This window comes from Pseudoroseomonas sp. WGS1072 (assembly GCF_049340465.1).
Lineage (GTDB): Bacteria > Pseudomonadota > Alphaproteobacteria > Acetobacterales > Acetobacteraceae > Pseudoroseomonas.
The window spans coordinates 1,913,303-1,938,181 of record NZ_JBMPSU010000001.1 but is presented as its reverse complement, the minus strand read 5'-3'; the positions used below and the strand labels follow the sequence as shown (position 1 = coordinate 1,938,181).

Genomic DNA, 24,879 nt, shown 5'->3' with positions numbered 1-24,879 from the left:
CGCCGGATGCTGCTCGCCATCCCCTTCCCCGCCATCGACCCCGTGCTGGTCGAGATCGGGCCCCTGGCCATCCGCTGGTACGCCCTGGCCTATATCGCCGGCATCCTGATCGGCTGGCGGCTGATGCGCCGGCTCGCCGCCCTGCCGCCGGTGGCGGCGACGGCGCAGCAGGTGGACGACTTCGTGACCTGGGCGGTGCTCGGCGTGATCCTGGGCGGGCGGCTCGGCTATGTCCTGTTCTACCAGACCGACCACTACCTCTCCGCCCCCTGGGAGGCGCTGTATCTCTGGAAGGGCGGCATGTCCTTCCATGGCGGCGCGGCGGGCGTCGTCCTGGCGATGTATCTCTACTGCCGCAACCAGGGCCTCTCCTTCCGCCGTTTCGGCGACCGGCTGACGCCGGTGGTGCCGATCGGCCTGTTCCTCGGCCGGCTGGCGAACTTCATCAATGGCGAGCTCTGGGGCCGCGTCAGCGACGTGCCCTGGGCCATGGTCTTTCCGCATGCCGGGCCGGAGCCGCGCCATCCGAGCCAGCTCTACCAGGCCTTCCTGGAGGGCGCCTGTCTCTTCGTGCTGCTGCAGATGCTGGTCCGCATCCCCGGCCTGCGGGCGCGCAAGGGCTTCGTCGCCGGCGCCTTCCTGGCGGGCTATGGCGTGGCGCGGATGATCGGCGAGGTCTTCCGCCAGCCGGATGCGCAGCTCGGCTTCCTCTTCAGCTTCCCCGGGGGCGGCGCCACCATGGGCCAGCTCCTTTCCATCCCGATGGTGCTGATCGGCCTCGGGCTGATGATCGCGGCGCGGCCCGACCCGGCGGCGGAACCCGCCAGCGCGCGGGCGTGACGCCGGTGGTGGCCCCGGCGTCCAGGGCGGGCGCGGAGCGCCTCGACCGGTTCATGGCCCGCGCCGTGGCCGCCTACTACGCGCGGCGCGATCCCTTCGGCGCGGCCGGCGACTTCACCACCGCGCCCGAGATCTCCCAGGCCTTCGGCGAATGCCTCGGCCTCTGGGCCGCCGTGCTCTGGCAGCGGATGGGCCGGCCCGACCCGGTGCTGCTGGTCGAGCTCGGCCCCGGGCGCGGCACGCTGATGGCCGATGCGCTGCGCGCCATCGCCCAGGTCATGCCGGGCTTCCGCGCCGCGCTGCGGCTGCATCTGGTCGAGCAGAGCCCGGTGCTGCGCGCCGCCCAGGCCGCGCGTCTGGCGGACGCCGCCCCGACCTGGCACGGCGCGACCGAGGGTCTGCCGCCCGGCCCCGCGCTGATCCTCGGAAACGAGTTCCTCGACGCCCTGCCGATCCGCCAGTTCGTCCGCCGGGGCGGCGCCTGGCGGGAGCGTTTCGTGGAAGGCGGCGCCTTCGTCGAAGGCCCGGCCGAGGACGCGCCGCCCCTGCCTGACGCGGCGCCCGAGGGCGCGGTGCGGGAGGTCGGCGAGGCCGCCCTGGCCCTGGCGGCCGGCCTCGGCGCCCGGCTCGCCGCCCAGGGGGGAGCCGCGCTGTTCCTCGACTACGGGCCGGCCGAGAGCGGCTTCGGCGACTCGCTGCAGGCCCTCGCCCGCCATGCCGCCGCCGATCCGCTGGCGGCGCCGGGCGAGGCGGATCTGACCGCGCATGTCGATTTCGCGGCGATCGCCGCCGCCGCCCGCGCCGGCGGCGCCGTCACGGCCGGGCCCTTGCCGCAGGGGATCTTCCTGCAATCCCTCGGCCTCGTCACCCGCGCCGCCATGCTGGCCCGGGCCAGGCCGGAGAGCGCCGGGATGCAGCTTTCCGCGGCGCAGCGGCTGATCGCCCCCGAGGGCATGGGCCGGCTGTTCAAGGCCCTGGCGCTTTGCCACCCTGGCCTCCGCCATCCTGGCCTGCCACCCCTTCCGGGCTTCGAGACCGCATGAGCGCCGAATTCCTCACCGACCCCGCCCTGGACGGGCTGCCGCACGGCTTCTTCACCCGCCGCGGCGGCGTCTCCACCGGCGGCTTCGCCAGCCTCAACTGCTCGCTCTCCGGCCGCGACGACCCGGACGCGGTGGCCGCCAACCGCGCCCGCGCCATGGCGGCGCTCGGCCTGCCCGCCGCGGCGCTCTCCGGCGCGCACCAGGTGCATGGCATCACCGTCGCCACCGTGACCGCGCCGGTCCCCAATGCCCGCCGCCCCGAGGCGGATGCGCTGGTCACCGACCGGCCCGGCCTGGCGCTCGGCATCGTCACCGCCGATTGCGGGCCGGTGCTCTTCGCCGACCGCGCGGCCGGGGTGGTGGGCGCCGCCCATGCCGGCTGGCGCGGCGCCGTGGCCGGCGTGCTGGAGGCGACGCTGGACGCCATGGAGGCGCTGGGCGCGCGGCGGGCGCGCATCGCCGCCGTGGTCGGCCCCTGCATCCGCCAGCCCTCCTACGAGGTGGGCGCCGACCTGCGCGAGGCCGTGCTGGCCCACGCGGCGGCGGATGAGCGCTTCTTCACCGCCGCCTCGCGGCCCGGGCATTGGCAATTCGATCTGGCGGGCTATTGTGCCGCCCGCCTCGCCGCGGCCGGCACCGGGCATGTGGCGGTGGTCCAGGCCGACACCCTGGCCGAGCCGGACCGTTTCTTCAGCCACCGGCGACGCACCCTCGGCGGCGAGGGGCCGATCGGCCATCAGCTCTCCGCCATCGCCCCGCCCGGATGACGCCCCGGATTGCCCCCCGGATAACCCCCATGCCCTACATGGTGATGTTCCTGCTCCTCTTCGCGCTGACCCTGCTGGTGTCCTGCCTTGCGTTGGTCTGACCGCTGCCGCCAGGCGGCACGGCTGCTGCGGCTCCTGCCGGCCGTGCTGCTGCTCGCCGCCTGCGTCGACATGCGGCCCTATGCCGGCAATCCGGGCGGCGCCGCGCCGCGGCTGGTGCTGCCGCCGGCCTACCGGATCGCCGTGCCGCCGCCGCAGCAGGCGCTGCTGACCGATGCAGGCGCGCAGGCCTTCGCCCGCGAGCTGGCCGAGGCGCTGCAGGCCAATGAGGTGCCCGCCGCCGCCACCGATCCCAACCCGCTCGACTGGCCGCTGACCGTGACCGCCGAGCGGCAGGGGCAGGCGGTCCGTCCGCGCTATGAGCTGCGCGATGCCGATGGCGTCTCGCTCGGCACCGCCGAGGGCCAGGCGGTGCCGCTGCGTCTCTGGGGCGGCGAGGCTGCGGCGCAGTTCAAGGCGGTGGCCGTGGCGGATGCGCCGGCGGTGGCCGAGCTGCTCGGCCGGGTGGAGGCGGCGCGCAAGGCGAGCGACCCCGCCGCCCTGGCCGGCAAGGGGCCGATGCGCATCCGGCTCGCCGGGGTGAAGGGCGCGCCGGGCGACGGCAACACCAGCCTGAACGCCCGCATGCGCGACTTCCTGACCAGGCTCGGCTACCTGCCGCAGGATGGCGCCGAGGGCGCCACCTACGCGGTGCAGGGCGATGTCAAGGCGGTGGACGTGCCGGGGGGCCAGCAGCGCATCGAGCTGCAATGGATCGTCTCCCGCCGCGATGGCCACGAGCTGGGTCGGGTGGTGCAGCTGAACGAGGTGCCGCGCGGCACGCTGAACGGCCTGTGGGGCGACGTCGCCTATGTGGTCGCCGAGCAGGCGGCGGGCGGCATCCGGGAGGTGCTGCAGAATGCCGTGCTGCCGCCGGAGGAGGCGCCGAAGCCCGCGGCGGCGGCGGCGGCGCCGCCCGAGCCGCCGCCGCCCGCCCCGCGCGGCCGCGCCGACTAGGGCGGCAACCGGGGGAAGCGGGGAGCCACCCTGAAGCTCAGCGCTCCCAGGCCGGGAAGGGGTCGGGCAGGCGCCGCCATCCCGCCTCGCCCAGGTGCAGCTCCGCCTCCCCCAGCAGGCAGGCGTCGAGGTCGCGGCGCAGTGCCGCCTCGTCCATGTCGATGCCGATGAAGACGATCTCCTGCCGTCGGTCGCCGAAGGGCTCGCGCCACGCCGCCATCACCCGGGCCCGCCACTCCGGCTCGGCCGGCCAATGGCGCGGATCGGTGGCGGCCCACCAGAAGCCGGCGGCCTCGTGCCGGCCGATGCTGCCGGCGAGCTGCCAGCTGCCCGCCCAGCCCATCCGGCTGGCCAGCCAGAAGAAGCCCTTGGCCCGCAGCACGCCCGGCAGCGGCCCCTCGATGAAGGCCTTGAAGCGCGCCGGATGCAGCGGCCGGCGCGCCCGCCAGACGAAGTTCGTGATGCCGAACTCCTCGGATTCGGGCCGGTGCGGGCCGGACAGGGCCTGTGCCCAGCCCGCCGCCTGGCTGGCGCGGGCGAAATCGAAGCGGCCGGTCTCCAGCACCTTGCCGAGCGGCACCCGGCCGTGCCGGGCGGGGATGATCTCGGCGCCCGGGTTGAGCCCGCGCAGCAGGGCCGCCAGCCGCCCCGCCTCCTCCCGCTCCAGCAGGTCGATCTTGTTGACGACGATGACATCGGCGAACTCCACCTGCTCGATCAGCAGGTCGACCAGCAGCCGGTCATCCGCCTCCCCCGCCACCTCGCCGCGCTGGCGCAGCGATTCCGTGCTGCCGTAGTCGCGCAGGAAGGTCGCGGCGTCGACCACCGTGACCATGGTGTCGAGCCGGGCGAGGTCGGACAGGGAATGGCCCTCCGCGTCGCGGAAGTCGAAGGTGGCGGCGACCGGCATGGGCTCGGCGATGCCGGTGCTCTCGATCAGCAGGGCGTCGAAGCGCCCCTCACGGGCCAGGCGCGCCACCTCCGCCATGAGGTCCTCGCGCAGGGTGCAGCAGATGCAGCCATTGCTCATCTCAACCAGCCGCTCCTCCGTGCGCGACAGGCCGCCCCCCTGCGCCACCAGCGCCGCGTCGATGTTCACCTCCGACATGTCATTGACGATGACCGCGACGCGCCGGCCCTCGCGATTGGCCAGCACATGGTTCAGCAGGGTGGTCTTGCCGGCGCCGAGGAAGCCGGAGAGCACGGTGACCGGCAGGAGGGAGGCGGGACTGGCGGGGGCGAGGGTCATGGCAGGGGGATCCGTCCGGGTTCGTCGAGGCAGAGCAGGAGCCGCGCCGGCCCACCGGGCGGGCATGGCGGCGAGCGGTGGATGCAGCCCATGCCGGCCTGGCCGGGATGGGCCTCGCCCTTCAGCAGGGCGACGGCGCCGGTGCCGAGGCGCCGTGCCGGCACGGGCGGCGGCTCCGGCAGGGCGCGGGTGGCAGCGGCCCCGCCCGGCAGCGGCAGCCACTCCGTGGCGGGGCCGCGATAGGTGCAGAGCAGGCGGAGGGAGACGGCATCGGCATGGAAGCGCCGGCAGGCCGCATCCCCCACCACCTCCAGCCGCAGGCGCAGCCAGGTCCGGTCCGTCAGGCCGGCGAAGAGCAGCGCCAGCCCATGAATGTCCGGCAGCAGGCCTTCCGGCGCCCCGGGCGGCAGGCGGCGCGCCAGGGCGGGAAGGAGATCCGCGACCGGCGCCTCGAGCACGGCGGCGAAGGGAGCGGCGCACAGGGTCGCCGCGCCCCGCCGCAGGGAGGCCGGCAGCGGCCGGTCCCAGATGGCGAGCTGGACACCCGGCCGCAGGATGCCCAGCAACGCCTCGGGCGTGGCGCCGGCGACCACGGAGGGCCGGCCGGCCGGGGACGATCCGGGTGCGATCCGGGGGCCGGGAGGGTCGAGGAAGGTCTCGCAGGTCAGGGCCATTTAGATATGTTATAACATTTCATTTTGAGCGCAAGCGCAGCCCCGATCCGCGGCCGCCGCATGCCGAAGCGCCGCGGGGCGATAGACATCGCACCGTCACGTTGCTACCACGCGCCCGTTCCTCGCCGGGCCCGATCCTCCCCCCAGGGGCCGTTGGGGTCCCCGCCGCCCGGAGATGCCGCGTCCCATGAAGATCGTCGCCTGCAACAGCAACCGCCCCCTCGCCGAGGCCGTTGCCGCCGCGCTGAACCTGCCGCTGACGCAGGCCTCCATCCGCCGCTTCGCCGACATGGAGGTGTTCGTGGAAATCCACGAGAACGTCCGCGGCGAGGATGTCTTCGTGGTGCAGTCCACCTCCTATCCGGCGAACGACAACCTGATGGAGCTGCTGATCACGCTGGACGCGCTGAAGCGCGGCTCCGCCCGCCGCGTCACCGCCGTGATCCCCTATTTCGGCTATGCCCGCCAGGACCGGAAGTCCGGCCCGCGCACGCCGATCAGCGCCAAGCTGGTGGCCAACCTGATCACCCGGGCCGGCGCCGACCGCGTGCTGACGCTCGACCTGCATGCCGGGCAAATCCAGGGCTTCTTCGACATCCCGGTGGACAATCTCTACGCCGCGCCGCTCTTCGCCCGCGACATCCTGGAGCGCTACAAGGGCCGCGACCTGATGGTCGTCTCCCCCGATGTCGGCGGCGTGGTGCGGGCGCGCGCCATCGCCGCGCGGCTGCACACCGACCTCGCCATCATCGACAAGCGCCGCCCCCGCGCCGGCGTCTCCGAGGTGATGAACGTGATCGGCGATGTCGAGGGCCGCGACTGCATCCTGGTCGATGACATCGTCGATTCGGGCGGCACCCTCTGCAACGCCGCCGAGGCGCTGCTGAAGAACGGCGCCCGCTCGGCCTCGGTCTATGTCACGCACGGCGTCTTCTCCGGCGGCGCCGTCGCCCGCATCGGCGCCGCGCCGATCGAGCAGATGGTGGTGACGGACAGCATCCAGGCGACCGAGGCGGTGCGCGTCTCCTCCAACATCCGGCAGCTCACCATCGCGCCGCTGCTGGCCGAGGCGGTGCGCCGCATCTCCGAGGAAAGCTCGGTCTCCACCCTGTTCAACTGAACCGCCGCGCCCAGGCCATCCCGGCCTGGGCCGCCCCCTGACCCCCCTTGCACCGCGGCCCCGCGCCGCCGATGCTCGCCGCCACCATCCTGTGGGGGAACGACGTCATGAAGCTCTACTACTCGCCCGGCGCCTGCTCGCTCGGCATCCACGTCATCCTGGAGGAGATCGGCCAGCCCTACGAGGCGGTGCTGGTCGCGCTGAAGGACGGCGCGCAGCACAAGCCGGAGTTCCAGGCGGTCAATCCCAAGGCGAAGGTGCCGGCGCTGCAGCGCCAGGACGGCTCGGTGCTGACCGAATGGCAGGCCATCGCCTTCTACCTCGCCGCCTCCAACCCGCAGGCCGGCCTCTGGCCCGAGGGCGTCGAGGCGCAGGCCCGCTGCCTCGAGGCGATGGACTACATCTGCGGCACCATCCATCCGCAGGGGTTCACCCGGCAGTTCCGCGCCGCCAACTTCACCCCCACCGAGGCCGACCAGCCCAAGGTGATCGAGCAGGGCAAGGCCCTGGCGAGCAAGGGCTTCGAGACGGTGGACAAGCTCTGGGCCGGCCAGGACTGGCTGCTGCCCGGCGGCTATTCGGTGGCGGACGCGGCGCTGTTCTTCGTCTCCTACTGGGCGATCAAGCGCGTCGGCATGCCGGTGCCGCCCCGCATCACGGCGCATTTCGAGCGCATGCTGGCCCGCCCCGCCGTGCAGCGCACCCTCGCCGCCGAGGGCTTGTCAGCCTGATGCCGCTGACCCCCGCCGCCTTCTGGTTCCTGCGCCATGGCGAGACCGACTGGAACGCCCAGGGGCTGAGCCAGGGCAACGTCGACATCCCGCTCAACGCGGTCGGCATCGCCCAGGCGGAGCGGGCGGCGGAGGCGCTGAAGGGCAAGGCCATCGCCACCATCGTCTCCTCGCCGCTCGGCCGCGCCCGCCGCACGGCGGAGACGGTGGCGGCGGCGCTCGGCCTGCCGGTGCGGATCCATGAGCCCCTGCGCGAGGTCTCCTTCGGCGTGCAGGAGGGCCAGCCCATGGCGGGCTGGTTCGACGACTGGGTGGAGGGCCGCTTCACGCCCGAGGGGGCGGAGAGCTTCCCCGCCCTGCGCGAGCGGACGGTGGCGGCGATCAACCACTGCCTCGCCCTGCCCGGGCCGGTGCTGGTGGTGGCGCATGGCGCGCTCTGGCGCGCCTTCCGCGCCGAGGCCGGGCTGGCGCCCAATGTGCGCACGCCCAACGCCCTGCCGATGTGGGTGACGCCGCCCCGGCCGGGCGAGACGGCCTGGAGCTTCGACCCCTTGCCGCTGGGCTGATGGCCGGGCCCGCGTGGTGGGGGGATTCCGCCCCGCCGCCCGCCTCCCCTTAACGTGGCGCGCCGCTGCGGCTATGGTCCGGCCCGCTTTTCACAGAGGCCGGATACCTTGCCGGATATCTTCGACGAAGTTCAGGAGGAGCTGCGGGCCGAGCGGGCCCGGCAGCTCGGCGCCCGCTATGGCGCCATTCTCGCCGGCATCGCGCTTCTCGCGCTGATCGGCATCGGCGGCTGGCAGGGCTGGCGCTGGTACCAGCAGCGGCAGGCCGATCAGGCCGCCATCGTCTTCCTGCAGGCCAGCGCCGCCGCCGAGGCGCAGGGCGCCGATCTGAGGGCCGCGGCCGACCGCTTCGCCATGCTGGTCCCGACGGCGCCGGAGGGCTACCGGGTCCTCGCCCGCCTGCGCGCCGCCGCGCTCAAGGCGGAGACCGGCCAGCGGGAGGAAGCCCTGGCGCTGTGGGACGCCCTGGCCGCCGATCAGGCGGCGCCACAGATCTATCGCGACCTGGCCAGCCTGATGTGGGCGCTGCACGGGCTGGACAGCCAGGACCCGGCGGCGCTGGCGGCGCGGCTGGAGCCGCTGGCGCGACGCGACAGCGCCTGGCAGGCCTCGGCGCGCGAGATGCAGGCGCTGCTGGCGATCCGCCGCGGCGAGACGACGGAAGCGAAACGTACCCTGGAGGCCCTGGCCAACGACGTGACCGCCCCGCGCGGCCTGCGTGACCGGGCGGGCCGTCTGGCGGCGGGATTGGGGGTCTGATGCGAGGCAGGACGAACTGGACGCGCCGCACGGCGCTGTTGGGCGGTGCCGGGCTGCTGGCCGGGTGCTCCACCTTCGACGACCTCTTCGGCGAGGCCAAGACCAAGCTGCCGGGCGAGCGGCGCTCGATCCTGACGGCGCGGCGGGAGCTGGCGGCCGATCCCGCCCTGGCGGGGCAGCCGCTCCTCCTGCCCCCGGCCGCGGACCGGGCCGACTGGCCGCAGCCCGGCGGCAATGTCGCCCACAGCCCCGGCCACGCGGCCCTCGCCGGGCAGCCGGCGGAAGCCTGGCGCGCCTCGGCCGGCACCGGCAGCGGCTATCGCCGGCGCATCACCGCCGGCCCGGTGGTGGCGGAGAACACGGTCTTCACCGTCGATGCCTATGGCGTTGTCTCCGCCTTCGATCTGGCGGGCGGCGGGCGGCGCTGGCGCTTCGACACCCGGCCCGAGGAGGACAGCACCGGGGCCGTGGGCGGCGGCTGCAGCCACGACCAGGGCCTGCTCTTCGTCGCCACCGGCATGGCCGAGCTTCTGGCGCTGAACCCCGCCGACGGGCAGCCGCGCTGGCGCAAGCGCCTCGCCGCCCCGGTGCGCGGCGCCCCGGCCGTGGCGGGCGGCCGGGTCTTCGTGCCGACCATCGACAACCAGCTCCTGGCCTTCTCGGCCGAGGACGGGCGCGCGCTCTGGAACTACCGCGCCCAGGCGGCGACGGCGGTGCCGCTCGGCCTCCCGGCGCCGGCGGTGCAGGACGATTTCCTGGTGGCCGGCTTCCCCTCCGGCGAGCTGGTCGCGATGCGCCCGGCGGATGGCCAGCTGCTCTGGTCCGAGAGCCTGGCGGGCCAGGGCCTGGGCGGGCTGGGCGAGATCACCGGCATCCGCGGCCTGCCGGTGATCCAGGACGGGCGGGTCTATGCCATGGGCATGGGCGGCACCTCCATGGCGGTCGATCTGCGCTCCGGGCGGCGCCTCTGGGAACGCGAGGTGGGCGGCACCGAGACGCCGCTGCCGGTGGGCGACTGGCTGTTCCTGATCGGCGCCAGCGGCGAGTTGCTGGCGCTCGGCCGCGAGGATGGCCGGATCCGCTGGATCACCGACCTCAACGCCCCGCCACCGGGCCAGGAGCGGCGCGACGAACCGGCCAGCTTCGCGGCGCCCATCCTGGCGGGCGGGCGGCTCATCCTGCCCTCCAGCGCCGGCGAGGCGCTGCTGGTCGATCCGGCCGAGGGCACCGTCAGCGGCCGCCTGCGGCTGCGCGGCCCGGCGACCCTGCCGGGCGCCGTCGCCCAGGCCACGCTGCTGCTGCTCGACGACGACGGCACGCTGATGGCCTTCCGCTGATTCCTCGCCGCGGGGCCCACAGGGTCCCGCGGCGGATGGCAGCAGAAAATCGTTTACAAGTCGTAAAATAATCTCATTATCGAGACGTTCCTCTTCCGGAAGGTCTCGACATGGTGAAGCTCATCCTTGGCACGCCCGGCGTCTATGCCTGGCAGACCACCGGCGCCGCCGATGAGGTCTGGGGCACCGTCGGCGCCGACAGCGTCTGGGCGGGCGGCGGCCATGACTGGATTTTCGGCGGCGCGGGCGATGACAGCCTCGGCGGCGGCGAAGGGGACGACACCCTGCTCGGCGGCGACGGCAACAACAGCCTCTTCGGCGGCGCCGGCAACGACATCCTCCACGCCTCCGGCAGCGGGCGGAACTTCGCCACCGGCGACGAGGGGGATGACGACATCAACTTCAGCGGCGCCACCGGCCCCTCCACGGTGCATGGCGGCACCGGCCATGATGTCATCCGCACCGGCCGGGGCCAGGACTTCATCACCGGCGGCGAGGGCGACGACACGATCAGCGCCGGCCAGGGCGACGACACCCTCCACGGCGGCGGCGGGCACGACACCCTCACCGCCGGCCAGGGCGACGATTTCATCACCGGCGACGACGGCGACGACACGATCAACGCCGGCGACGGCAATGACCGCATCCATGGCGGCGCCGGCGACGACCAGATCAATGGCGGGTCGGGCGACGACTTCATCACCGGCGATTCCGGCGATGACCGGATCATCGCCCGGCTCGGCGGCAACGACACCGTCTATGCCGGCGACGGCGACGACCGCCTGACCTACACCCTGGCCGAGGGCCGGGCGCTGTTCGACGGCCAGTCGGGCCATGACCTCTTCATCCTCGACCTCACCGGCGCGCAGTTCGCCGCCCACAAGGCCGAGATCCTCGCCTTCCGCGACTTCCTGGCGACGCCGCAGGCCGGCTGGGGCGCCGCCTTCACCTTCGAATCCACCGGCACGCTGGTGCGCGGCTTCGAGCGGCTGCAGCTGCGCGTCGATGACGAGGTGGTGCCGCCGCGCTCCGATCTCTGGAACTGACGGCCTGAGGCGGGGGCCGAGGCGGGGCGCGGCCGGCCCCGCCTTACTCGGCCTTGATGCCCGCCTCGCGCGCCACCCGGCGCCATTCCGCCAGCTCCTCCTCGACCCGGCGGCCCAGCTCGGCGCCGCTCTGGCGGCGGACGAAGCCGCCCTGCTCCGTCACGCGCCGCTGGTAGTCCGGCTCCTGCGTCACCGCCTCGATCGCCCCGACCAGCCGGCGCGCCTTGTCCTCCGGCAGCCGGGCCGGGGCGAAGACGGCGAACCAGGCCAGGCTGAGGAAGCCCGGCAGGCCGGCCTCGGCCATGGTCGGCACCTCCGGCAGGGCGGGATGGCGCGTCTCGGCGGCGATGGCCAGGGCGCGGAGCCTGCCCTCGCGCACGAAGGGCATCAGCGGCGGCGGGGTGGTCAGGAAGACCTGCACCCGGCCCGCGATCAGGTCCTGGATCGCCGGCCCGGTGCCGCGATAGGAGACATGGGTCATCTCGATCCCCTCGCGCTGCTTCAGCAGCTCGGTGCCCAGGTGCTGGATCGAGCCATTGCCGGCCGAGGCGTAGTTGAGCTGGCCGGGATGCGCCTTGGCATGGGCCACCAGCTCCGCCATGTCCTTCGCCGGGACGGAAGGATGCGTGAAGACCGCCTGCGGCGCCTCCATCAGCAGGCTGAGCGGCGTGAAGTCCTTCACCACGTCATAGCCGAGGTCCGGAATGATGGCCGGGGTGCCGACGTGATAGCCCGCGTACTGGACCAGCAGCGTGGCGCCGTCCGGCTGGGCCCGGGCCACCGCCCCGGTGGCCAGCGCGCCATTGGCGCCACCGCGGTTCTCCACCACCACGGGCTGGCCCAGGCGGCGCGACAATGGCTCGGCCAGCAGGCGCCCCGCGAAGTCGGTGCTGCCGCCCGGGGCGGTCGGCACCAGCAGGGTGATGCTGTTCCCCTGGGCCCGGGCCAGGCGCGGCATGGCGAGCGGGAGCAGGGCGGCTGGCGCGGCGCCGAGCAGCAGGCGGCGGGTCGGGGTCATCTCCTGGAGGCTCCTCGGAATTGTTTTGCCCGCAGGATGCCAGCCGCCGCTTCTCTTCGCCAGATGGCCGGATGGCCCCCGCGCCTGGCCCTTCTCGCCGCAGGACGGAGGGATTCCTTTCCCCCCGACCCCGTTCCGGGCTAAAGCCCCGCGCATCATGCTCCCCCGTATCGCGATCATCGGCCGGCCCAACGTCGGCAAGTCCACGCTGTTCAACCGCCTCGCCGGCCGCCGGCTGGCCCTCGTGGACGACACGCCCGGCGTCACCCGTGACCGCAAGGAGGTCGTGGCGCGGCTCAGCGGCCGCGACGTGCTGCTGCTCGACACCGCCGGGCTGGAGGAGGCGCCGCCCGACACCGTCGCCGGCCGCATGCGCGCCAGCTCCGAGGTCGCGGTGCGGCAGGCCGATCTGGTGCTCTTCGTCATCGACGCGCGGGCGGGGCTCACCCCCTCCGACCGCGCCTTCGCCGCCTGGCTGCGCCGCCAGCCGGCGCCGGTGCTGCTGGTCGCCAACAAGACCGAGGGGCGCGGCGGCGGCCTGGCGGCGATGGAGGCCTACGAGCTGGGCCTCGGCGACCCCGTGGCGATCTCGGCCGAGCATGGCGAGGGCATCGCCGACCTCTACACCACCGCCGCCGCCATGCTGCCGGAGGAGGAGGACCCCGAGGCGCGCGACCGTGAGCGGCCGCTCCGGCTGGCCATCGTCGGCCGCCCGAACGCCGGCAAGTCCACCCTGCTGAACGCCCTGCTGGGCGAGGAGCGGATGATCACCGGCCCCGAGCCCGGCCTGACCCGCGACGCCGTGGCGGTGGAATGGGAGGACGAGGTGGGCCGCGTCCGCCTCGTCGACACCGCCGGGATGCGCAAGAAGGCGCGCATCAGCGAGAGCCTGGAGCAGATGTCGGTCGGCGCCACCATCGGCGCGCTGAAGGAGGCCGAGGTGGCGGTGCTGGTGCTCGACGCCCTGCTGGGGATGGACGAGCAGGACCTCCGCATCGCCCGGCTGGCCGAGCGCGAGGGCCGCGCCGTGGTCATCGCCCTCAACAAGTGGGACGCGGTGGAGGACCGCCCGGCCAACCGCCGCGCGCTGGACGACGTGCTCACCGCCTCCCTGGCGCAGCTCAAGGGCATCAGCGTCGTGCCGCTCTCGGCCATGACCGGCAAGGGCGTGAACCGACTGATGCCGGCGGTGCGCGAGGTGATGGAGCGCTGGAACCGGCGCATCCCGACCGGCGAGCTGAACCGCTGGTTCGAGGCCGCCGTCGCCCGCCACACGCCGCCGCTGGCCGATGGCCGCCGCATCAAGCTGCGCTACGCCACCATGCCCAAGGCGCGGCCGCCCACGCTCGCGGTCTTCGGCCCGCGGGCCGAGGACCTGCCGGAGGACTATCGCCGCTATCTGGTGAACAGCTTCCGCGAGGCCTTCGACATGCCCGGCGTTCCGGTCCGGCTGCACGCGCGCGGCGGCAAGAACCCCTTCGTCGAGGACTGAGGCCGCCGCTACCGGGGCGCCGCTACCGCGCCGCCAGGTATTCGAAGGTGTCCTCGCCCCGCGGCACGATGCCCTCCACATGCCGGCGGTGCCAGAGCGCGTGGAACAGCAGGTGCCAGGCGGCGAAGCCCTCGCGCTTGCCGGCCGCCGCCCGGAACAGCGCCACCACCTTCTCGGGCCGGGCGATCTCCTCCACGCCCGGCTGCGCCGCCACCAGCGGCCCCAGCCGCTCCGCCGCGCCGGCGATCCAGGCGCCGACCGGCACGGTGAAGCCCTGCTTCGGCCGGTGCGGCTCGGCGGCCGGGAAGTGCCGCGCCAGCCATTCGCGCAGCAGCCACTTGCCGGCCCCCTTGCGCACTTTCAGCCCATCCGGCAGGCGGAAGCAGGCCTCGGCGACACCGGGATCGAGGAAGGGGGTGCGGCCCTCGACGCCATGCGCCATCAGGCAGCGGTCGAGCTTCAGCAGCAGGTCGTTGGGCAACCAGTCGGCGATGTCGAGCGCCTGCGCCGCCATCAGCCGGCTGCGGCCCGGCAGGGCGGCGGCGGCCTCGGCGGCGGCGATGCCGTCCCGCCAGCCGGTCGGCGGCCGGCGCAGCACGTCCAGCCGGTCGAAGGCGCCCCGGGTGCGCGGCGCCTTGCCGCCCAGCCACCAGGGCCGCATGGCGGCGCGGTAGCGGCCGTAGCCGCCCAGGATCTCGTCGCCGCCCTCGCCGGAGAGCACCACCTTCACCTCCTGCCGCGCCCGGCGTGCCAGGAACCATGTCGGGATGATGGCGTAGTCGGCCGCCGGGTCGTCCATCCCGGCGACGATCTCCGGCAGGTGGCGCCAGACATCGGCCTCGCCCACCATCACCGTCCGGTGCCGCGCGCCGGCGGCGCGGGCCAGGCCGGCGGCGCGCTCGCGCTCGTCGGCCGCGCCCTTCACGTCGAAGCCGGCGGTGAAGGCGGTGACCGGCGCGGTGTTCAGCCGCGCCATCATCGCCAGCACGGCGGCGCTGTCGGTGCCGCCGGAGAGGAACATGCCGTAGGGCACGTCGCTCCGCTGGTGCAGCGCCACGCTGTCCTGGAAGGCGGCGTCGAAGCGCGCCAGCGCCTCGGCCTCGCCGATCGCCTCGGGCCCGCCTTCCGGCAGGGCGGGGCGGAGGCGGCGCTCCAGCACGCGCCCCTCGGCGATGGCGATGGTCTCGCCCGGCAGCACCCGGTGGATGCCCTCGAAGATGGTCTCGGCGCCGGTGGTGAACTGCATCTGGAGAAGCTCGTTCCGAGCCTCGGCGCGCAGCCGCGGCGCCACCAGCCCGGCGGCGATCAGCGCCTGCGGCTCGGAGGCGAAGGCGATGCCGCCCATCGCCTCGGCGGTGTAGAGCGGCTTGATGCCGAAGGGATCGCGCGCCAGCACCACCTGCCGCGCCGCGCGGTCATGGATGGCCAGGGCGTACATGCCGCGCAGCCCCTCGGCGAAGGCCATCCCGTCCCGGCGGAAGAGGTGCAGCGGCGGCTCGCAGTCGCTGCCGGTGGCGCAAGCCAGGGCGTTCTCGTCGCGCAGTTCGCGGTAGTTGTAGATCTCGCCGTTGCCGACCAGCGCCGCCGGCCCGGCGAAGAGCGGCTGGTCGCCGGTCGCCAGGTCGATGATGGCGAGCCGGGTATGCGCCAGCGCCACATTGGCGGCGACGTGATGCCCCGCCCCGTCTGGGCCGCGATGCGCCAGCGCCGCCGTCAGCCGCTGCAGCAGGGCCGCGTCCGGGACATGTCCCGGCTTCAGGATCAGGCCGGCAATGCCACACATAGGGATCCCCGTTTCGTCGTCACCCCGCCGGGGCATCCGGTCGCGCGGGCGCGGCGCCGGAGGCCGGCCGCCGCTCCACCTGTTGCAGGAAGCCGCGCCATCGCGCAAGCACGGGCGCCGCGGCGAAGTCCGCGTCATAGGCGGCGCGGCCGGCCTCGGCCAGCGCGGCGCGGCGGCCGGGATCGGCCAGCAGGCCGGCGATGGCGCGGCCCAGGGCGGCGGGCGATTCCTTCGGCACCAGCAGGCCGGTCTCGCCCTCGCGGATCAGCTCGGAGGGGCCCTGCGCGGCCACCGCCACCACCGGACGGCCGGCGCTCCAGGCCTCCAGCACCATGTTCCCCAGCGGCTCGTGGCGGGAGGAACAGACGAAGACGTCGCAGGCGGCGAGCAGCGCCCCGGCATCTTGCCGCCAGCCCAGGAAGCGCACCCGCCCGGCCACGCCCAGCTCTCGCGCCAGCGCCTCCAGCGCCGCCCGCTCCGGCCCCTCCCCGGCGATCGCCAGCACCGCGCCGGGCACCTCCGGCAGGGCGCGCAGCAGGGTATCGAAGCCCTTGTTGCGGTGCAGCCGGCCGAGCGCCAGGAGGCGCGGCCGCTGTGGCGGCAGGTCCAGCTCCGCCGGCAGGGCGCCGCGCATGTCGTCGACGAAATTCGGCAGGTAGTGCACCCGCTCCGCCGGCCAGCCCTGCGCCGCGATCCAGCGCGCCAGGTCCCGCGTGTTGCCCACCAGATGGTCGCAATGGCGGTAGTACCTCAGGTCATAGTAGCCGCCGAGCCGGCCGACCAGGGTCCAGGGGCCGCGCGGGGTGAAGCGGGTGCCCCGGTTCATCCAGGAGACCACGACCCGCGGCGCGAAACCGCGCAGGGCGAGGCGCAGGCGCGGCCGCGTCATCCAGTCGAGCCACCAGTTGCCGAAGCGGAGCTGCAAGGGTGTCAGGCCCTGGACCGTCAGCCGCGCGGCCCGCGCCGGATCGCGGCGGATCACCGGCAGCACCGCGTCCCCGGCGCCGTGCAGCGCGAGCGTCAGCCGCTCGTAGAAGCCCTCGGCGCCGCCCATCGCCGCGCCGGCCATGACCTGGGCGACGCGCAACGGCGCCCCGCCGGTCATGCCGCCCCGCCGCAGCGGCGCAGCAGGCCGGTGGCGGCCTCCAGCGCATCCCGCACCGGCAGGGCCTCCATCGGCGCCTGGCCCGGCGCGCCGCGCGCCAGCACCGGCCCGGCGCAGCGTCCGGTCGGAGCGTACTCGCTCGCCGGGGTGGGGCCGAAGAGGCCGAGCGTCGGCGTCCCGGCGGCGGCCGAGAGGTGCATCAGCCCGGAATCATTGCCGATGAAGAGGCGGCAGCGGGACAGGACGGCCGCCGCCTCGGGCAGGCTCAGCCGCCCCACCAGATCGACCGCGCCGGGCAGGGCGGCCAGCACCGGCGCCGCCATGGCCGCCTCCGTCCCGCCGGGCCCGGCCAGCACCACCGGCCGGGCGCCCGGCAGGGGTCCGCCGGGCGCCGCCAGGGCCTGGAACAGCTGCACGAAGCGTTCCGCCGGCCAGACCTTGCCCGCCCAGTTGGCGCTGGGGCCGAGGGCGAGCAGCGGCGCCGCGCCCGCCCCCCCGCCCGCCGCCCCGCCGGGGGAGGACAGCAGGGCGGCGGCGCGGGCCTCGTCCGCCGCGTCGAACCAGGCGACCGGCGGCGGCGGCGGGTCGAGGTCGAGCACCGCCGCCAGATGGCCGAGCCGGTGCCCCGCCCGCCGGCCGCCGCGCATCACCGCGCGCCGCCGCGCCCGCACCATCCAGGACAGGGCCGAGCCGCGCAGGTCCACCACCAGATCCCAGCTCTGCCCGATCACCTGCCGCCAGAGCGACAGCCAGTGCCGGGAGAAGCTCTGCTTGGTGAGGACGATGGTGGCCTCCCTGTTCGGCATGCGGGCGAAGATGCCCTCCGCCGCCGGACCGCAGGCGATGGTGATCCGCGCGGCGGGATACTGCCGCAGCAGATGGTCGAGCAGGCCGGTGGAGAGCACCGCATCCCCGATCCGGGTGGCGGTCACGAAGAGGATGCGCATGGGATCGTGTTCATGTGTCCGGCGCGCGCTTAGCACGCCAGACGCGGATCGCCGAAGGGGCCTGCGTCCCGGGGCGCGAATCCATCCCCGCGCTTGTCCGCCGCCGCCGACGCGCCCAATTGGAGGGCATGCCCATCGCTCCCCTCCCCGACCGCGCCCCGATCGAGATCTCCGGCGAGGACCGCGTCGCCTTCCTGCAAGGCCTGGTCTCCAACGATGTCGCGCAGGCGGCGCCGGGCCGCGCCGTCTGGTCGGCGCTGCTGACGCCCCAGGGCAAGTGGCTGGCGGATTTCTTCGTGTTGAGCGACGGCGGCCGGCTTCTGCTGGACGCCGAGGCCGCGCAGGCGGAGATGCTGCTGCAGAAGCTCTCCCGCTTCCGCCTGCGCTCCAAGGTGGCGCTGGCACCGGCCGCGGGGCTCGCGGTCTTCGTCGGCTGGGGCGATTCGCCGATGCCCTCCGGGCTCGCCGCGCCCGATCCGCGCCTGGCCGGCGCCGGCTGGCGCGCCCTTCTGCCGCCCGGCGCCCTGGTCGCCGATGCCGGGCCGGAGGATTACGACAGGCACCGCCTGGCCCTCGGCCTGCCCGACGGCTCGCGTGACCTGGAGAGCGAGAAGACCGTGCTGCTGGAGGCCGGGTTCGACGAGCTGTCCGGCGTCTCCTGGAGCAAGGGCTGCTACATGGGGCAGGAGCTGACCGCCCGGACGAAGTATCGCGGCCTGCTGAAGAAGCGCCTCTTCCCCGTCACCGTCGAGGGCCCGCTCCCCGCCCCCGGCACGCCCATCCTGCGCGACGGCGCCGAGGTCGGCGAGATGCGGTCGGGCGCGGCGGGACGCGGGCTGGCGCTGATCCGCCTGGCCGTGCCGCCGGGGGAGACGCTGTCCTGCGGCGAGGCGACCCTGCGCGCCTCGGTGCCGGAGTGGATGGCCCTGCCGGGCCGCGCCGGATAGGGCGGCGCCGAAAGGCCCCGCGGCGGCACCGCCGCCGCAAGGAGGCACTGAAAAGCCCCGGGGCGGCACCGCCGCCCCGGGTGGTGGCGTCACGCCGTCCGGTCGGAGCCGCCCGCCAGCGCCGCCTGTGCCGCGGCGAGTCGCGCGACGGGGACGCGGTAGGGGGAGCAGGAGACGTAGTCGAGGCCGACGCTCTCGCAGAACTGGATGGAGGCCGGGTCGCCGCCGTGCTCGCCGCAGATGCCGAGCTTGAGGCCTGGCCTGGCGCCGCGGCCCTTCTCGCTGGCGATCTCGACCAGCGCGCCGACGCCCTCGGGGTCGATCGAGACGAAGGGGTCTTTCGGCAGGATGCCCTTCTCGACGTAGTAGGGCAGGAACTTGCCGGCATCGTCGCGCGACAGGCCGAAGACGGTCTGCGTCAGGTCGTTGGTGCCGAAGGAGAAGAAGTCGGCGACACCGGCGATGGCATCGGCCGTCAGCGCCGCGCGCGGCAGCTCGATCATGGTGCCGACCAGGTACTCGATGGTGGTGCCGCTCTCGGCGAACACCTCCTTCGCCACCTTGTCCACCTGGGCGCGGGTCAGCTCCAGCTCCTTCCGCATGCCGACGAGCGGGATCATGATCTCCGGCACCGGCGCGCGGCCCGTCTCCCGGGCGGTGGCGACGGCGGCCTCGAAGATGGCGCGCGCCTGCATCTCGTAGATCTCGGGATAGGTCACGCCGAGGCGGCAGCCGCGATGGCCGAGCATCGGATTGGCCTCGGAGAGATCGGCCGCGCGGCGCTTCATGGCGGCGAGGTCGGCGCCGAGGCCGGCCGCCACCTCGGCCAGCTCCTCCTCCTTGTGGGGGAGGAACTCGTGCAGCGGCGGATCGAGCAGGCGGATCGTCACCGGCAGGCCGGCCATGATGCGGAACAGCTCGATGAAGTCCTTGCGCTGGAAGGGCAGCAGCTTGGCCAGCGCGTCGCGCCGTCCGCCCTCGCTCTCCGACATGATCATCTGCCGCACGGCGCCGATGCGCTCGGGATCGAAGAACATGTGCTCGGTGCGGCACAGGCCGATGCCCTCGGCGCCGAACTTGCGCGCCGTCTCGGCATCGAGCGGCGTCTCGGCATTGGCCCGCACCTTCATGCGGCGGTGCTGGTCGGCCCAGCCCATCAGCGTCGCGAAGTCGCCCGAGAGCTGCGGCTCCACCATGGCCACGGCGCCCTGGAAGATCTCGCCCGTGGCGCCGTCCAGCGTGATGGTCTCGCCGGCCCGCACGATCCTGCCGCCGGCCGAGAGCTGCTGGCTGTGATAGTCCACCACCACGCCGCCGGCGCCCGCCACGCAGGGCCGGCCCATGCCGCGGGCCACCACCGCCGCGTGGCTGGTCATGCCGCCGCGCGTGGTCAGGATGCCCTTGGCGGCATGCATGCCGTGGATGTCCTCGGGGCTGGTCTCGATCCGCACCAGGATGACGCTCTCGCCCTTGGCGGCGCGCGCCTCGGCCTCGTCGGCGGAGAACACCACCGTACCGCAGGCGGCGCCCGGCGAGGCCGGCAGGCCCTTCGACAGCAGGTCGCGGGGGGCCTTGGGATCCAGCGTCGGATGCAGCAGCTGGTCGAGCGAGCTCGGCGCCACGCGCCGCACCGCCTCGGACTCGTCGATCAGCCCCTCGCGCGCCATGTCGACCGCGATCTTCAGGCTGGCCGCCGCGGTGCGCTTGCCGTTGCGGGTCTGCAGCATGTACAGCTTGTTCTGCTGCACGGTGAACTCGATGTCCTGCATGTCCGTGTAGTGCTTCTCGAGCGTCTCGCGCACCCGCACCAGCTCGGCATAGGCCGCCGGCATGGCCTGCTCCATGCTGCGCTCGCCCGGCTTGGCGCGGGCCTCGGACATCGGCTGCGGCGTGCGGATGCCGGCCACCACATCCTCGCCCTGGGCGTTGATGAGATACTCGCCGTAGAAGATGTTCTCGCCCGTGGACGGATCGCGGGTGAAGCACACGCCGGTCGCGCAGTCCTCGCCCATGTTGCCGAAGACCATGGCCTGCACGTTCACCGCCGTGCCCCAGTCGGCCGGAATGTCGTGCAGGCGGCGATAGGTGTTGGCGCGCTGGTTCATCCAGGAGCCGAACACCGCGCCGATCGCGCCCCAGAGCTGCGCCTCGGGCTCCTGCGGGAAGGGCTGGCCCAGCACCTCCTCCACCATCCGCTTGTAGCCGGCGACGACCTGCCGCCAGTCCTCGGCGGTGAGCTCCGTGTCCTCGGTGACGCCCTTGTCGAGCTTGGCGTCCTCGATGATCTCCTCGAAGCGGTGGTGATCGACGCCGAGCACCACCGAGCCGTACATCTGGATGAAGCGCCGGTAGCTGTCCCAGGCGAAGCGCGGATCGCCCGAGGCGGCCGCCAGCCCCTCCACCGTGCGGTCGTTCAGGCCGAGGTTCAGCACCGTGTCCATCATCCCCGGCATGGAGACGCGCGCGCCGGAGCGAACCGAGACCAGCAGCGGCTTCGCCTCGTCACCGAAGCGCAGCCCGACCGCCGCCTCGACGCGCGACAGCGCCTCCGCCACCTGGCCCTTCAGCTCGGCCGGATACTGCTTCCCGTGCTGGTAATAGTAGGTGCAGACCTCGGTGGTGATGGTGAAGCCGGGCGGCACCGGAAGACCGATCGTCGCCATCTCCGCCAGGTTGGCCCCCTTGCCACCCAGCAGGTTCCGCATCTCCGCACCGCCCTCGTTTCGGCCAGCGCCGAAGCCATACACCCACTTCTGCATCTCGGGTCCCTCTAGCCTTCTATCTTGGAAAAGTCTGCCACACGCTCCAGCGCGGCCACCAGCCGGGCCAGCAGGCCGAGGCGGTTGCGGCGCCGCGCCGGGTCGGGGTCGTTCACCACCACCCGGTCGAAGAAGGCATCGACCGGGGCGCGCAGCCGCGCCAGCGCGGCCATGGCCTCGGTGTCCCGCTCCGCCTCCAGCGCCGCGAGCACCGCCGGCAGGGCGGCGTCCAGCGCGGCCGAGAGGGCCCTCTCCTCCTCGGCCACGAAGAGGGCGGGATCGGTCTCGGGCCGGTGCGGCCCGTCCTTCCGGTCCTCGATGCGCAGGATATTGGCGGCGCGGCGGGAGGCGGCCAGCAGGTTGGCACCGTCCTCGCCCTCCAGGAAGGCGCGCAGCGCGGCGGCGCGCGCCAGCAGGCGCACGAGGTCCGCGCCGCCCTGCGCCGCCACCGCCGCCAGCACGTCGTGCCGCTCGCCCTCGGCGCGCAGCTGCACCCGCAGCCGGTCGGCCAGGAAGCCCAGCAGGCCGGCGGCGAAGGCGGCGACCATCGGCGGATGGTCCGATGCCGGATCGGGCCGCCAGCCGGACGTCATCATCTCCTGGGCCACGGCCATGCCGAACTCGGGCTCCGCCGTGGCGCCCACCGCCTGCGGATAGCCGAAGAAGGCCTCGGCGATGGCGTCGGCGAGATCCAGCCGCAGCCCGTTCTCGCGCAGGATGCGAAGGACGCCGAGCGCCGCGCGCCGCAGGGCATAGGGGTCGCCCGAGCCGGTCGGCCGCTCGTCCACGGCGAAGAAGCCGGCGAGCTGGTCCAGCTTGTCGGCCAGCGCCACGGTGATGGCGACGGGCTCGGCCGGGACCGAGTCACCCGGGCCGAGCGGCCGGTAATGCGCCGCGATGGCCTCGGCCACGCGGGCCTCCTCGCCGTCCTTCAGCGCGTAGTAGCGCCCGATGATGCCCTGCAGCTCGGGGAACTCGCCGACCAGCCCGGTGGCGAGGTCGGCCTTGGCCAGCCGCGCGGCGCGGGCGGCGGGCGCCGGCTCGGCGCCGAGCCTTGGCGCCAGCCATTCCGCCAGCCGCGCCAGCCGCGCCACGCGCTGCCCCTGGGTGCCGAGCTTCGCATGGAAGACCACGCTGTCGAGCTTCGGCAGGTAGCTCTCCAGCGCCTGCCTGCGGTCGAGATCCCAGAAGAAGCGGGCATCGGAGAGGCGGGCGCGCAGCACCCGCTCATTGCCGCCGACCACCGCGAGGCCACCATCGTGCGCGGCGATGTTGGAGACGACGCCGAAGAAGGGCGCCGCCGCGCCATCCGGCCGGCGCAGGGCGAAGTAGCGCTGGTTCACCCGCATGGTGGTGCGCATCAGTTCGGCCGGCAGGTCCATGAAGGCCTCGTCAATGCGGCCGAGCAGCGGCACCGGCCACTCGACCAGGCCCGCCACCTCCGCCACCAGCCCCTCATCCGGCACCACCTCGACCCCCTGCGCCGCGGCCAGCGCCGCGATGCCGTCCCGCACCCGCGCCGCGCGCTCGGCGGGGTCGATAACCACGTATCGCGCCGCGAGTTTCGTCGCATAATCCGAGAAATCCACCACCTGTACCTCGCCCGGCGAGAGGATGCGATGGCCCTCCGTCCGGTCCGAGGCGGCGAGGCCGTGCCCGTCATCCTCGCCCTGGGCCAGGGTGAAGGGCACCACGGCGCCGCCGAAGAGGCAGAGGATGCGCTTCAGCGGCCGCACCCAGATGAAATCGCTGCTGCCGCCCCAGCGCATGGACTTGGGCCAGGGGAAACGGCGCAGCAGGGCGGGGATGATCTCGGCCAGCACCTCCTGCGTCGGCCGGCCGGGGCGGCGGATGACGGCGTAGAGATAGGCGGCGCCCTTCACCTCGCGCGTCTCCAGCTGGTCCTGGCGCAGGCCGGTGGCGCGCAGGAAGCCCTCCAGCGCCGGGCCGGCGGCACCGGCCCGCGGGCCGCGCCGCTCCTCCTCGACCGCCGCCGTCCCCGCCGGCAGCTCGGCCACCAGCGTGAGGCGGCGCGGACCATAAAGGGTGCGCAGCCCCTCCGCGGGCAGGCCGGCCCCCTTCAGCGCCTCGCCCATCAGCCGCGCCAGATCCTCGGCCGCGCGCGCCTGCATGCGGGCGGGGATTTCCTCGGAGAAGAGTTCGAGCAGAAGTTCGGGCATCGGGGGCCTTGGCGGGAAAAGGGGCCGGAGCGGAGTCTCGGCGCCGAATCAGGCGCCGGCGTGGCAGTCTCGGGCGGGCGGCCTCAGCCGCCGAGCCAGGTCTCGCAGCAGGATCTGGCCAGGGCGCGCACCCGGCCGATGTAGCTGGCGCGCTCGGTCACCGAGATGGCGCCGCGCGCGTCGAGCAGGTTGAAGGCGTGGCTCGCCTTGATGCACTGGTCATAGGCCGGCAGGGCGAGGCGCTTCTCCACCAGGGCGGCGCATTCGGCCTCGGCGTCCCGGAAGTGCTGGAACAGCAGCGCCGTGTCGGCGAATTCGAAGTTGAAGGCGCTGTACTCCCGCTCGGCGCGCAGGAAGACATCGCCATAGGTGACGCCCTCGCCGTTGAAGTCGAGGTCATAGACGTTCTCGACGCCCTGGATGTACATCGCCAGCCGCTCCAGGCCGTAGGTCAGCTCGGCGCAGGGCTTGTCCACCGGGATGCCGCCGACCTGCTGGAAGTAGGTGAACTGCGTCACCTCCATGCCATCGCACCAGACCTCCCAGCCGAGGCCCCAGGCCCCCAGCGTCGGGCTCTCCCAGTCATCCTCGACGAAGCGGATGTCGTGCAGCGCGGGGTCGATGCCGAGCGCCCGGTAGCTCTCGATCAGCAGGGCCTGCGGGTCGGCCGGGCTCGGCTTCAGGATCACCTGGTACTGGTAGTAGTGCTGCAGCCGGTTCGGGTTCTCGCCATAGCGCCCGTCGGCCGGGCGGCGGGAGGGCTGCACATAGGCCGCCTTCCAGGGCTTCGGCCCGAGCGCCCGCAGGGTGGTGGCGGGATGGAAGGTGCCGGCGCCCATCTCCATGTCGTAGGGCTGCAGGATCACGCAGCCCCGCGCCGCCCAGAAGCGGTGCAGCGTCAGGATGATGTCCTGGAAACTGAGGGGTTTGGTCCGGTTCGGCGTCTCGGTCATCATCCAGGGTCTTGGGCTTGCGGCCGTGTTATGCGCCGCACCATAAGACCCGCCCCACACCCCCGCAAGGAAGGGCACAGGCCATGGCCGCCAGCGAAACCGTGATCCGCAGCTACTATGACGCCTTCAACGCCGGGGATGTCGAGGGCATGCTGGCGCTGCTGACCGAGGATGTGCTGCACGACATCAACCAGGGCGCCCGCGAGGTGGGCAAGGCGGCGTTCCGCGCCTTCCTGCTGCGCATGGCGGCGTACTACCGCGAGGAGCTGCGCGACATCGTGGTGATGTCCGGCGAGGGCGGCCGCCGCGCCGCCAGCGAGTTCATCGTGCACGGCACCTACCTGGCGACCGATGCCGGGCTGCCGGAGGCGCGGGGCCAGACCTACGTGCTGCCGGCCGGCGCCTTCTTCGAGCTGCGGGACGGGCTGATCGCCCGGGTCAGCAACTACTACAACCTGGCCGACTGGATCGCCCAGGTCGGCGACTAGGCCGGGGGGGGCCCCGCCC

22 protein-coding genes are annotated in these 24,879 nt (G+C 73.9%); 13 read left to right on the top strand and 9 right to left on the bottom strand.

All coding sequences use genetic code 11. The annotated features are described in order from the left end of the window. The first annotated feature begins 6 nt into the window (after nucleotides 1-6). The 4 genes from lgt to ACF3NH_RS09270 all read left to right on the top strand — a co-directional run bounded on the left by lgt (nucleotide 7) and on the right by ACF3NH_RS09270 (nucleotide 3,706). Nucleotides 7-840 (top strand): prolipoprotein diacylglyceryl transferase, encoded by an 834-nt coding sequence (gene lgt, locus ACF3NH_RS09285; RefSeq protein ID WP_422922613.1) that lies wholly within the window; start codon nucleotides 7-9, stop codon nucleotides 838-840. Between the two features lie 53 nt (nucleotides 841-893). Next, nucleotides 894-1,883 carry a class I SAM-dependent methyltransferase gene (locus ACF3NH_RS09280; protein ID WP_422924757.1) on the top strand — a complete coding sequence of 330 codons (990 nt, stop codon included), beginning with the start codon at nucleotides 894-896 and terminating at the stop codon, nucleotides 1,881-1,883. Continuing rightward, a complete protein-coding gene (pgeF, locus tag ACF3NH_RS09275) occupies nucleotides 1,880-2,650 on the top strand; it encodes a peptidoglycan editing factor PgeF (protein WP_422922612.1) in 771 nt (256 codons plus the stop codon). Before ACF3NH_RS09280 ends, pgeF begins: the two co-directional genes overlap by 4 nt. An 87-nt stretch (nucleotides 2,651-2,737) precedes the next feature. After that, nucleotides 2,738-3,706: a hypothetical protein gene (locus ACF3NH_RS09270; RefSeq protein ID WP_422922611.1), complete on the top strand. Its 969-nt coding sequence runs from the start codon at nucleotides 2,738-2,740 to the stop codon at nucleotides 3,704-3,706. A 37-nt stretch (nucleotides 3,707-3,743) separates the two neighbouring features. Here the strand turns inward: ACF3NH_RS09270 and zigA are convergent, their stop codons facing one another. After that, on the bottom strand, nucleotides 3,744-4,955 hold the full coding sequence (gene zigA / locus ACF3NH_RS09265; protein WP_422922610.1) for a zinc metallochaperone GTPase ZigA: 1,212 nt from the start codon (nucleotides 4,953-4,955) through the stop codon (nucleotides 3,744-3,746). Beyond that, a complete protein-coding gene (locus ACF3NH_RS09260) occupies nucleotides 4,952-5,629 on the bottom strand; it encodes a DUF1826 domain-containing protein (protein WP_422922609.1) in 678 nt (225 codons plus the stop codon). Before ACF3NH_RS09260 ends, zigA begins: the two co-directional genes overlap by 4 nt. Before the next feature lie 187 nt (nucleotides 5,630-5,816). Between ACF3NH_RS09260 and ACF3NH_RS09255 the strand changes: the two genes are divergently transcribed. The 6 genes from ACF3NH_RS09255 (at nucleotide 5,817) to ACF3NH_RS09230 (ending at nucleotide 11,188) form a co-directional block, all read left to right on the top strand. Then, complete coding sequence (locus tag ACF3NH_RS09255; RefSeq protein WP_198365350.1) at nucleotides 5,817-6,749, top strand: ribose-phosphate pyrophosphokinase; 933 nt, start codon at nucleotides 5,817-5,819, stop codon at nucleotides 6,747-6,749. 47 nt (nucleotides 6,750-6,796) lie between these two features. Beyond that, nucleotides 6,797-7,480, top strand: coding sequence for a glutathione S-transferase family protein (locus tag ACF3NH_RS09250; protein WP_422922608.1), 684 nt, complete (start codon nucleotides 6,797-6,799; stop codon nucleotides 7,478-7,480). Further along, nucleotides 7,480-8,046, top strand: coding sequence for a histidine phosphatase family protein (locus ACF3NH_RS09245; protein WP_198365349.1), 567 nt, complete (start codon nucleotides 7,480-7,482; stop codon nucleotides 8,044-8,046). The genes ACF3NH_RS09250 and ACF3NH_RS09245 overlap by 1 nt, the downstream gene beginning before the upstream one ends. Nucleotides 8,047-8,154: 108 nt before the next feature. Continuing rightward, the gene (locus tag ACF3NH_RS09240; protein ID WP_198365348.1) at nucleotides 8,155-8,805 is read left to right on the top strand and encodes a tetratricopeptide repeat protein; all 651 of its coding nucleotides are present in this window, start codon (nucleotides 8,155-8,157) and stop codon (nucleotides 8,803-8,805) included. Continuing rightward, nucleotides 8,805-10,142 (top strand): PQQ-like beta-propeller repeat protein, encoded by a 1,338-nt coding sequence (locus tag ACF3NH_RS09235; protein WP_422922607.1) that lies wholly within the window; start codon nucleotides 8,805-8,807, stop codon nucleotides 10,140-10,142. Before ACF3NH_RS09240 ends, ACF3NH_RS09235 begins: the two co-directional genes overlap by 1 nt. Before the next feature lie 110 nt (nucleotides 10,143-10,252). Further along, the gene (locus tag ACF3NH_RS09230; RefSeq protein ID WP_422922606.1) at nucleotides 10,253-11,188 is read left to right on the top strand and encodes a calcium-binding protein; all 936 of its coding nucleotides are present in this window, start codon (nucleotides 10,253-10,255) and stop codon (nucleotides 11,186-11,188) included. A gap of 43 nt (nucleotides 11,189-11,231) precedes the next feature. Here ACF3NH_RS09230 and ACF3NH_RS09225 read toward each other — a convergent pair whose 3' ends face one another. Continuing rightward, the gene (locus ACF3NH_RS09225) at nucleotides 11,232-12,206 is read right to left on the bottom strand and encodes a Bug family tripartite tricarboxylate transporter substrate binding protein (protein WP_422922605.1); all 975 of its coding nucleotides are present in this window, start codon (nucleotides 12,204-12,206) and stop codon (nucleotides 11,232-11,234) included. Nucleotides 12,207-12,363: 157 nt separating this feature from the next. On the opposite strand from ACF3NH_RS09225, the gene der reads away from it, so the two are divergent. Continuing rightward, on the top strand, nucleotides 12,364-13,698 hold the full coding sequence (der, locus tag ACF3NH_RS09220; protein ID WP_422922604.1) for a ribosome biogenesis GTPase Der: 1,335 nt from the start codon (nucleotides 12,364-12,366) through the stop codon (nucleotides 13,696-13,698). Between the two features lie 22 nt (nucleotides 13,699-13,720). On the opposite strand, the gene asnB is transcribed toward der, so the two are convergent. Genes asnB through ACF3NH_RS09205 form a run of 3 tightly spaced genes read right to left on the bottom strand, consistent with a single transcriptional unit; the run spans nucleotide 13,721 to nucleotide 17,533 of the window. Beyond that, nucleotides 13,721-15,481: an asparagine synthase (glutamine-hydrolyzing) gene (asnB, locus tag ACF3NH_RS09215; protein WP_422922603.1), complete on the bottom strand. Its 1,761-nt coding sequence runs from the start codon at nucleotides 15,479-15,481 to the stop codon at nucleotides 13,721-13,723. 19 nt (nucleotides 15,482-15,500) lie between these two features. Continuing rightward, nucleotides 15,501-16,586: a glycosyltransferase gene (locus ACF3NH_RS09210; protein ID WP_422922602.1), complete on the bottom strand. Its 1,086-nt coding sequence runs from the start codon at nucleotides 16,584-16,586 to the stop codon at nucleotides 15,501-15,503. Then, nucleotides 16,583-17,533, bottom strand: a complete 951-nt coding sequence (locus ACF3NH_RS09205) for a glycosyltransferase family 9 protein (RefSeq protein WP_422922601.1) — start codon at nucleotides 17,531-17,533, stop codon at nucleotides 16,583-16,585. The genes ACF3NH_RS09210 and ACF3NH_RS09205 overlap by 4 nt, the downstream gene beginning before the upstream one ends. Nucleotides 17,534-17,661: 128 nt before the next feature. On the opposite strand from ACF3NH_RS09205, the gene ygfZ reads away from it, so the two are divergent. Then, the gene (ygfZ, locus tag ACF3NH_RS09200; RefSeq protein WP_422922600.1) at nucleotides 17,662-18,480 is read left to right on the top strand and encodes a CAF17-like 4Fe-4S cluster assembly/insertion protein YgfZ; all 819 of its coding nucleotides are present in this window, start codon (nucleotides 17,662-17,664) and stop codon (nucleotides 18,478-18,480) included. Between the two features lie 89 nt (nucleotides 18,481-18,569). Here ygfZ and ppdK read toward each other — a convergent pair whose 3' ends face one another. The 3 genes from ppdK to ACF3NH_RS09185 all read right to left on the bottom strand — a co-directional run bounded on the left by ppdK (nucleotide 18,570) and on the right by ACF3NH_RS09185 (nucleotide 24,375). After that, nucleotides 18,570-21,239, bottom strand: coding sequence for a pyruvate, phosphate dikinase (ppdK, locus tag ACF3NH_RS09195; protein ID WP_422922599.1), 2,670 nt, complete (start codon nucleotides 21,237-21,239; stop codon nucleotides 18,570-18,572). An 11-nt stretch (nucleotides 21,240-21,250) separates the two neighbouring features. Beyond that, nucleotides 21,251-23,419 carry a glycine--tRNA ligase subunit beta gene (glyS, locus tag ACF3NH_RS09190; protein ID WP_422922598.1) on the bottom strand — a complete coding sequence of 723 codons (2,169 nt, stop codon included), beginning with the start codon at nucleotides 23,417-23,419 and terminating at the stop codon, nucleotides 21,251-21,253. A gap of 83 nt (nucleotides 23,420-23,502) precedes the next feature. After that, on the bottom strand, nucleotides 23,503-24,375 hold the full coding sequence (locus ACF3NH_RS09185) for a glycine--tRNA ligase subunit alpha (protein ID WP_422922597.1): 873 nt from the start codon (nucleotides 24,373-24,375) through the stop codon (nucleotides 23,503-23,505). 80 nt (nucleotides 24,376-24,455) lie between these two features. Between ACF3NH_RS09185 and ACF3NH_RS09180 the strand changes: the two genes are divergently transcribed. Then, nucleotides 24,456-24,860, top strand: a complete 405-nt coding sequence (locus tag ACF3NH_RS09180) for a ketosteroid isomerase-related protein (RefSeq protein ID WP_422922596.1) — start codon at nucleotides 24,456-24,458, stop codon at nucleotides 24,858-24,860. Nucleotides 24,861-24,879 lie beyond the last annotated feature (19 nt).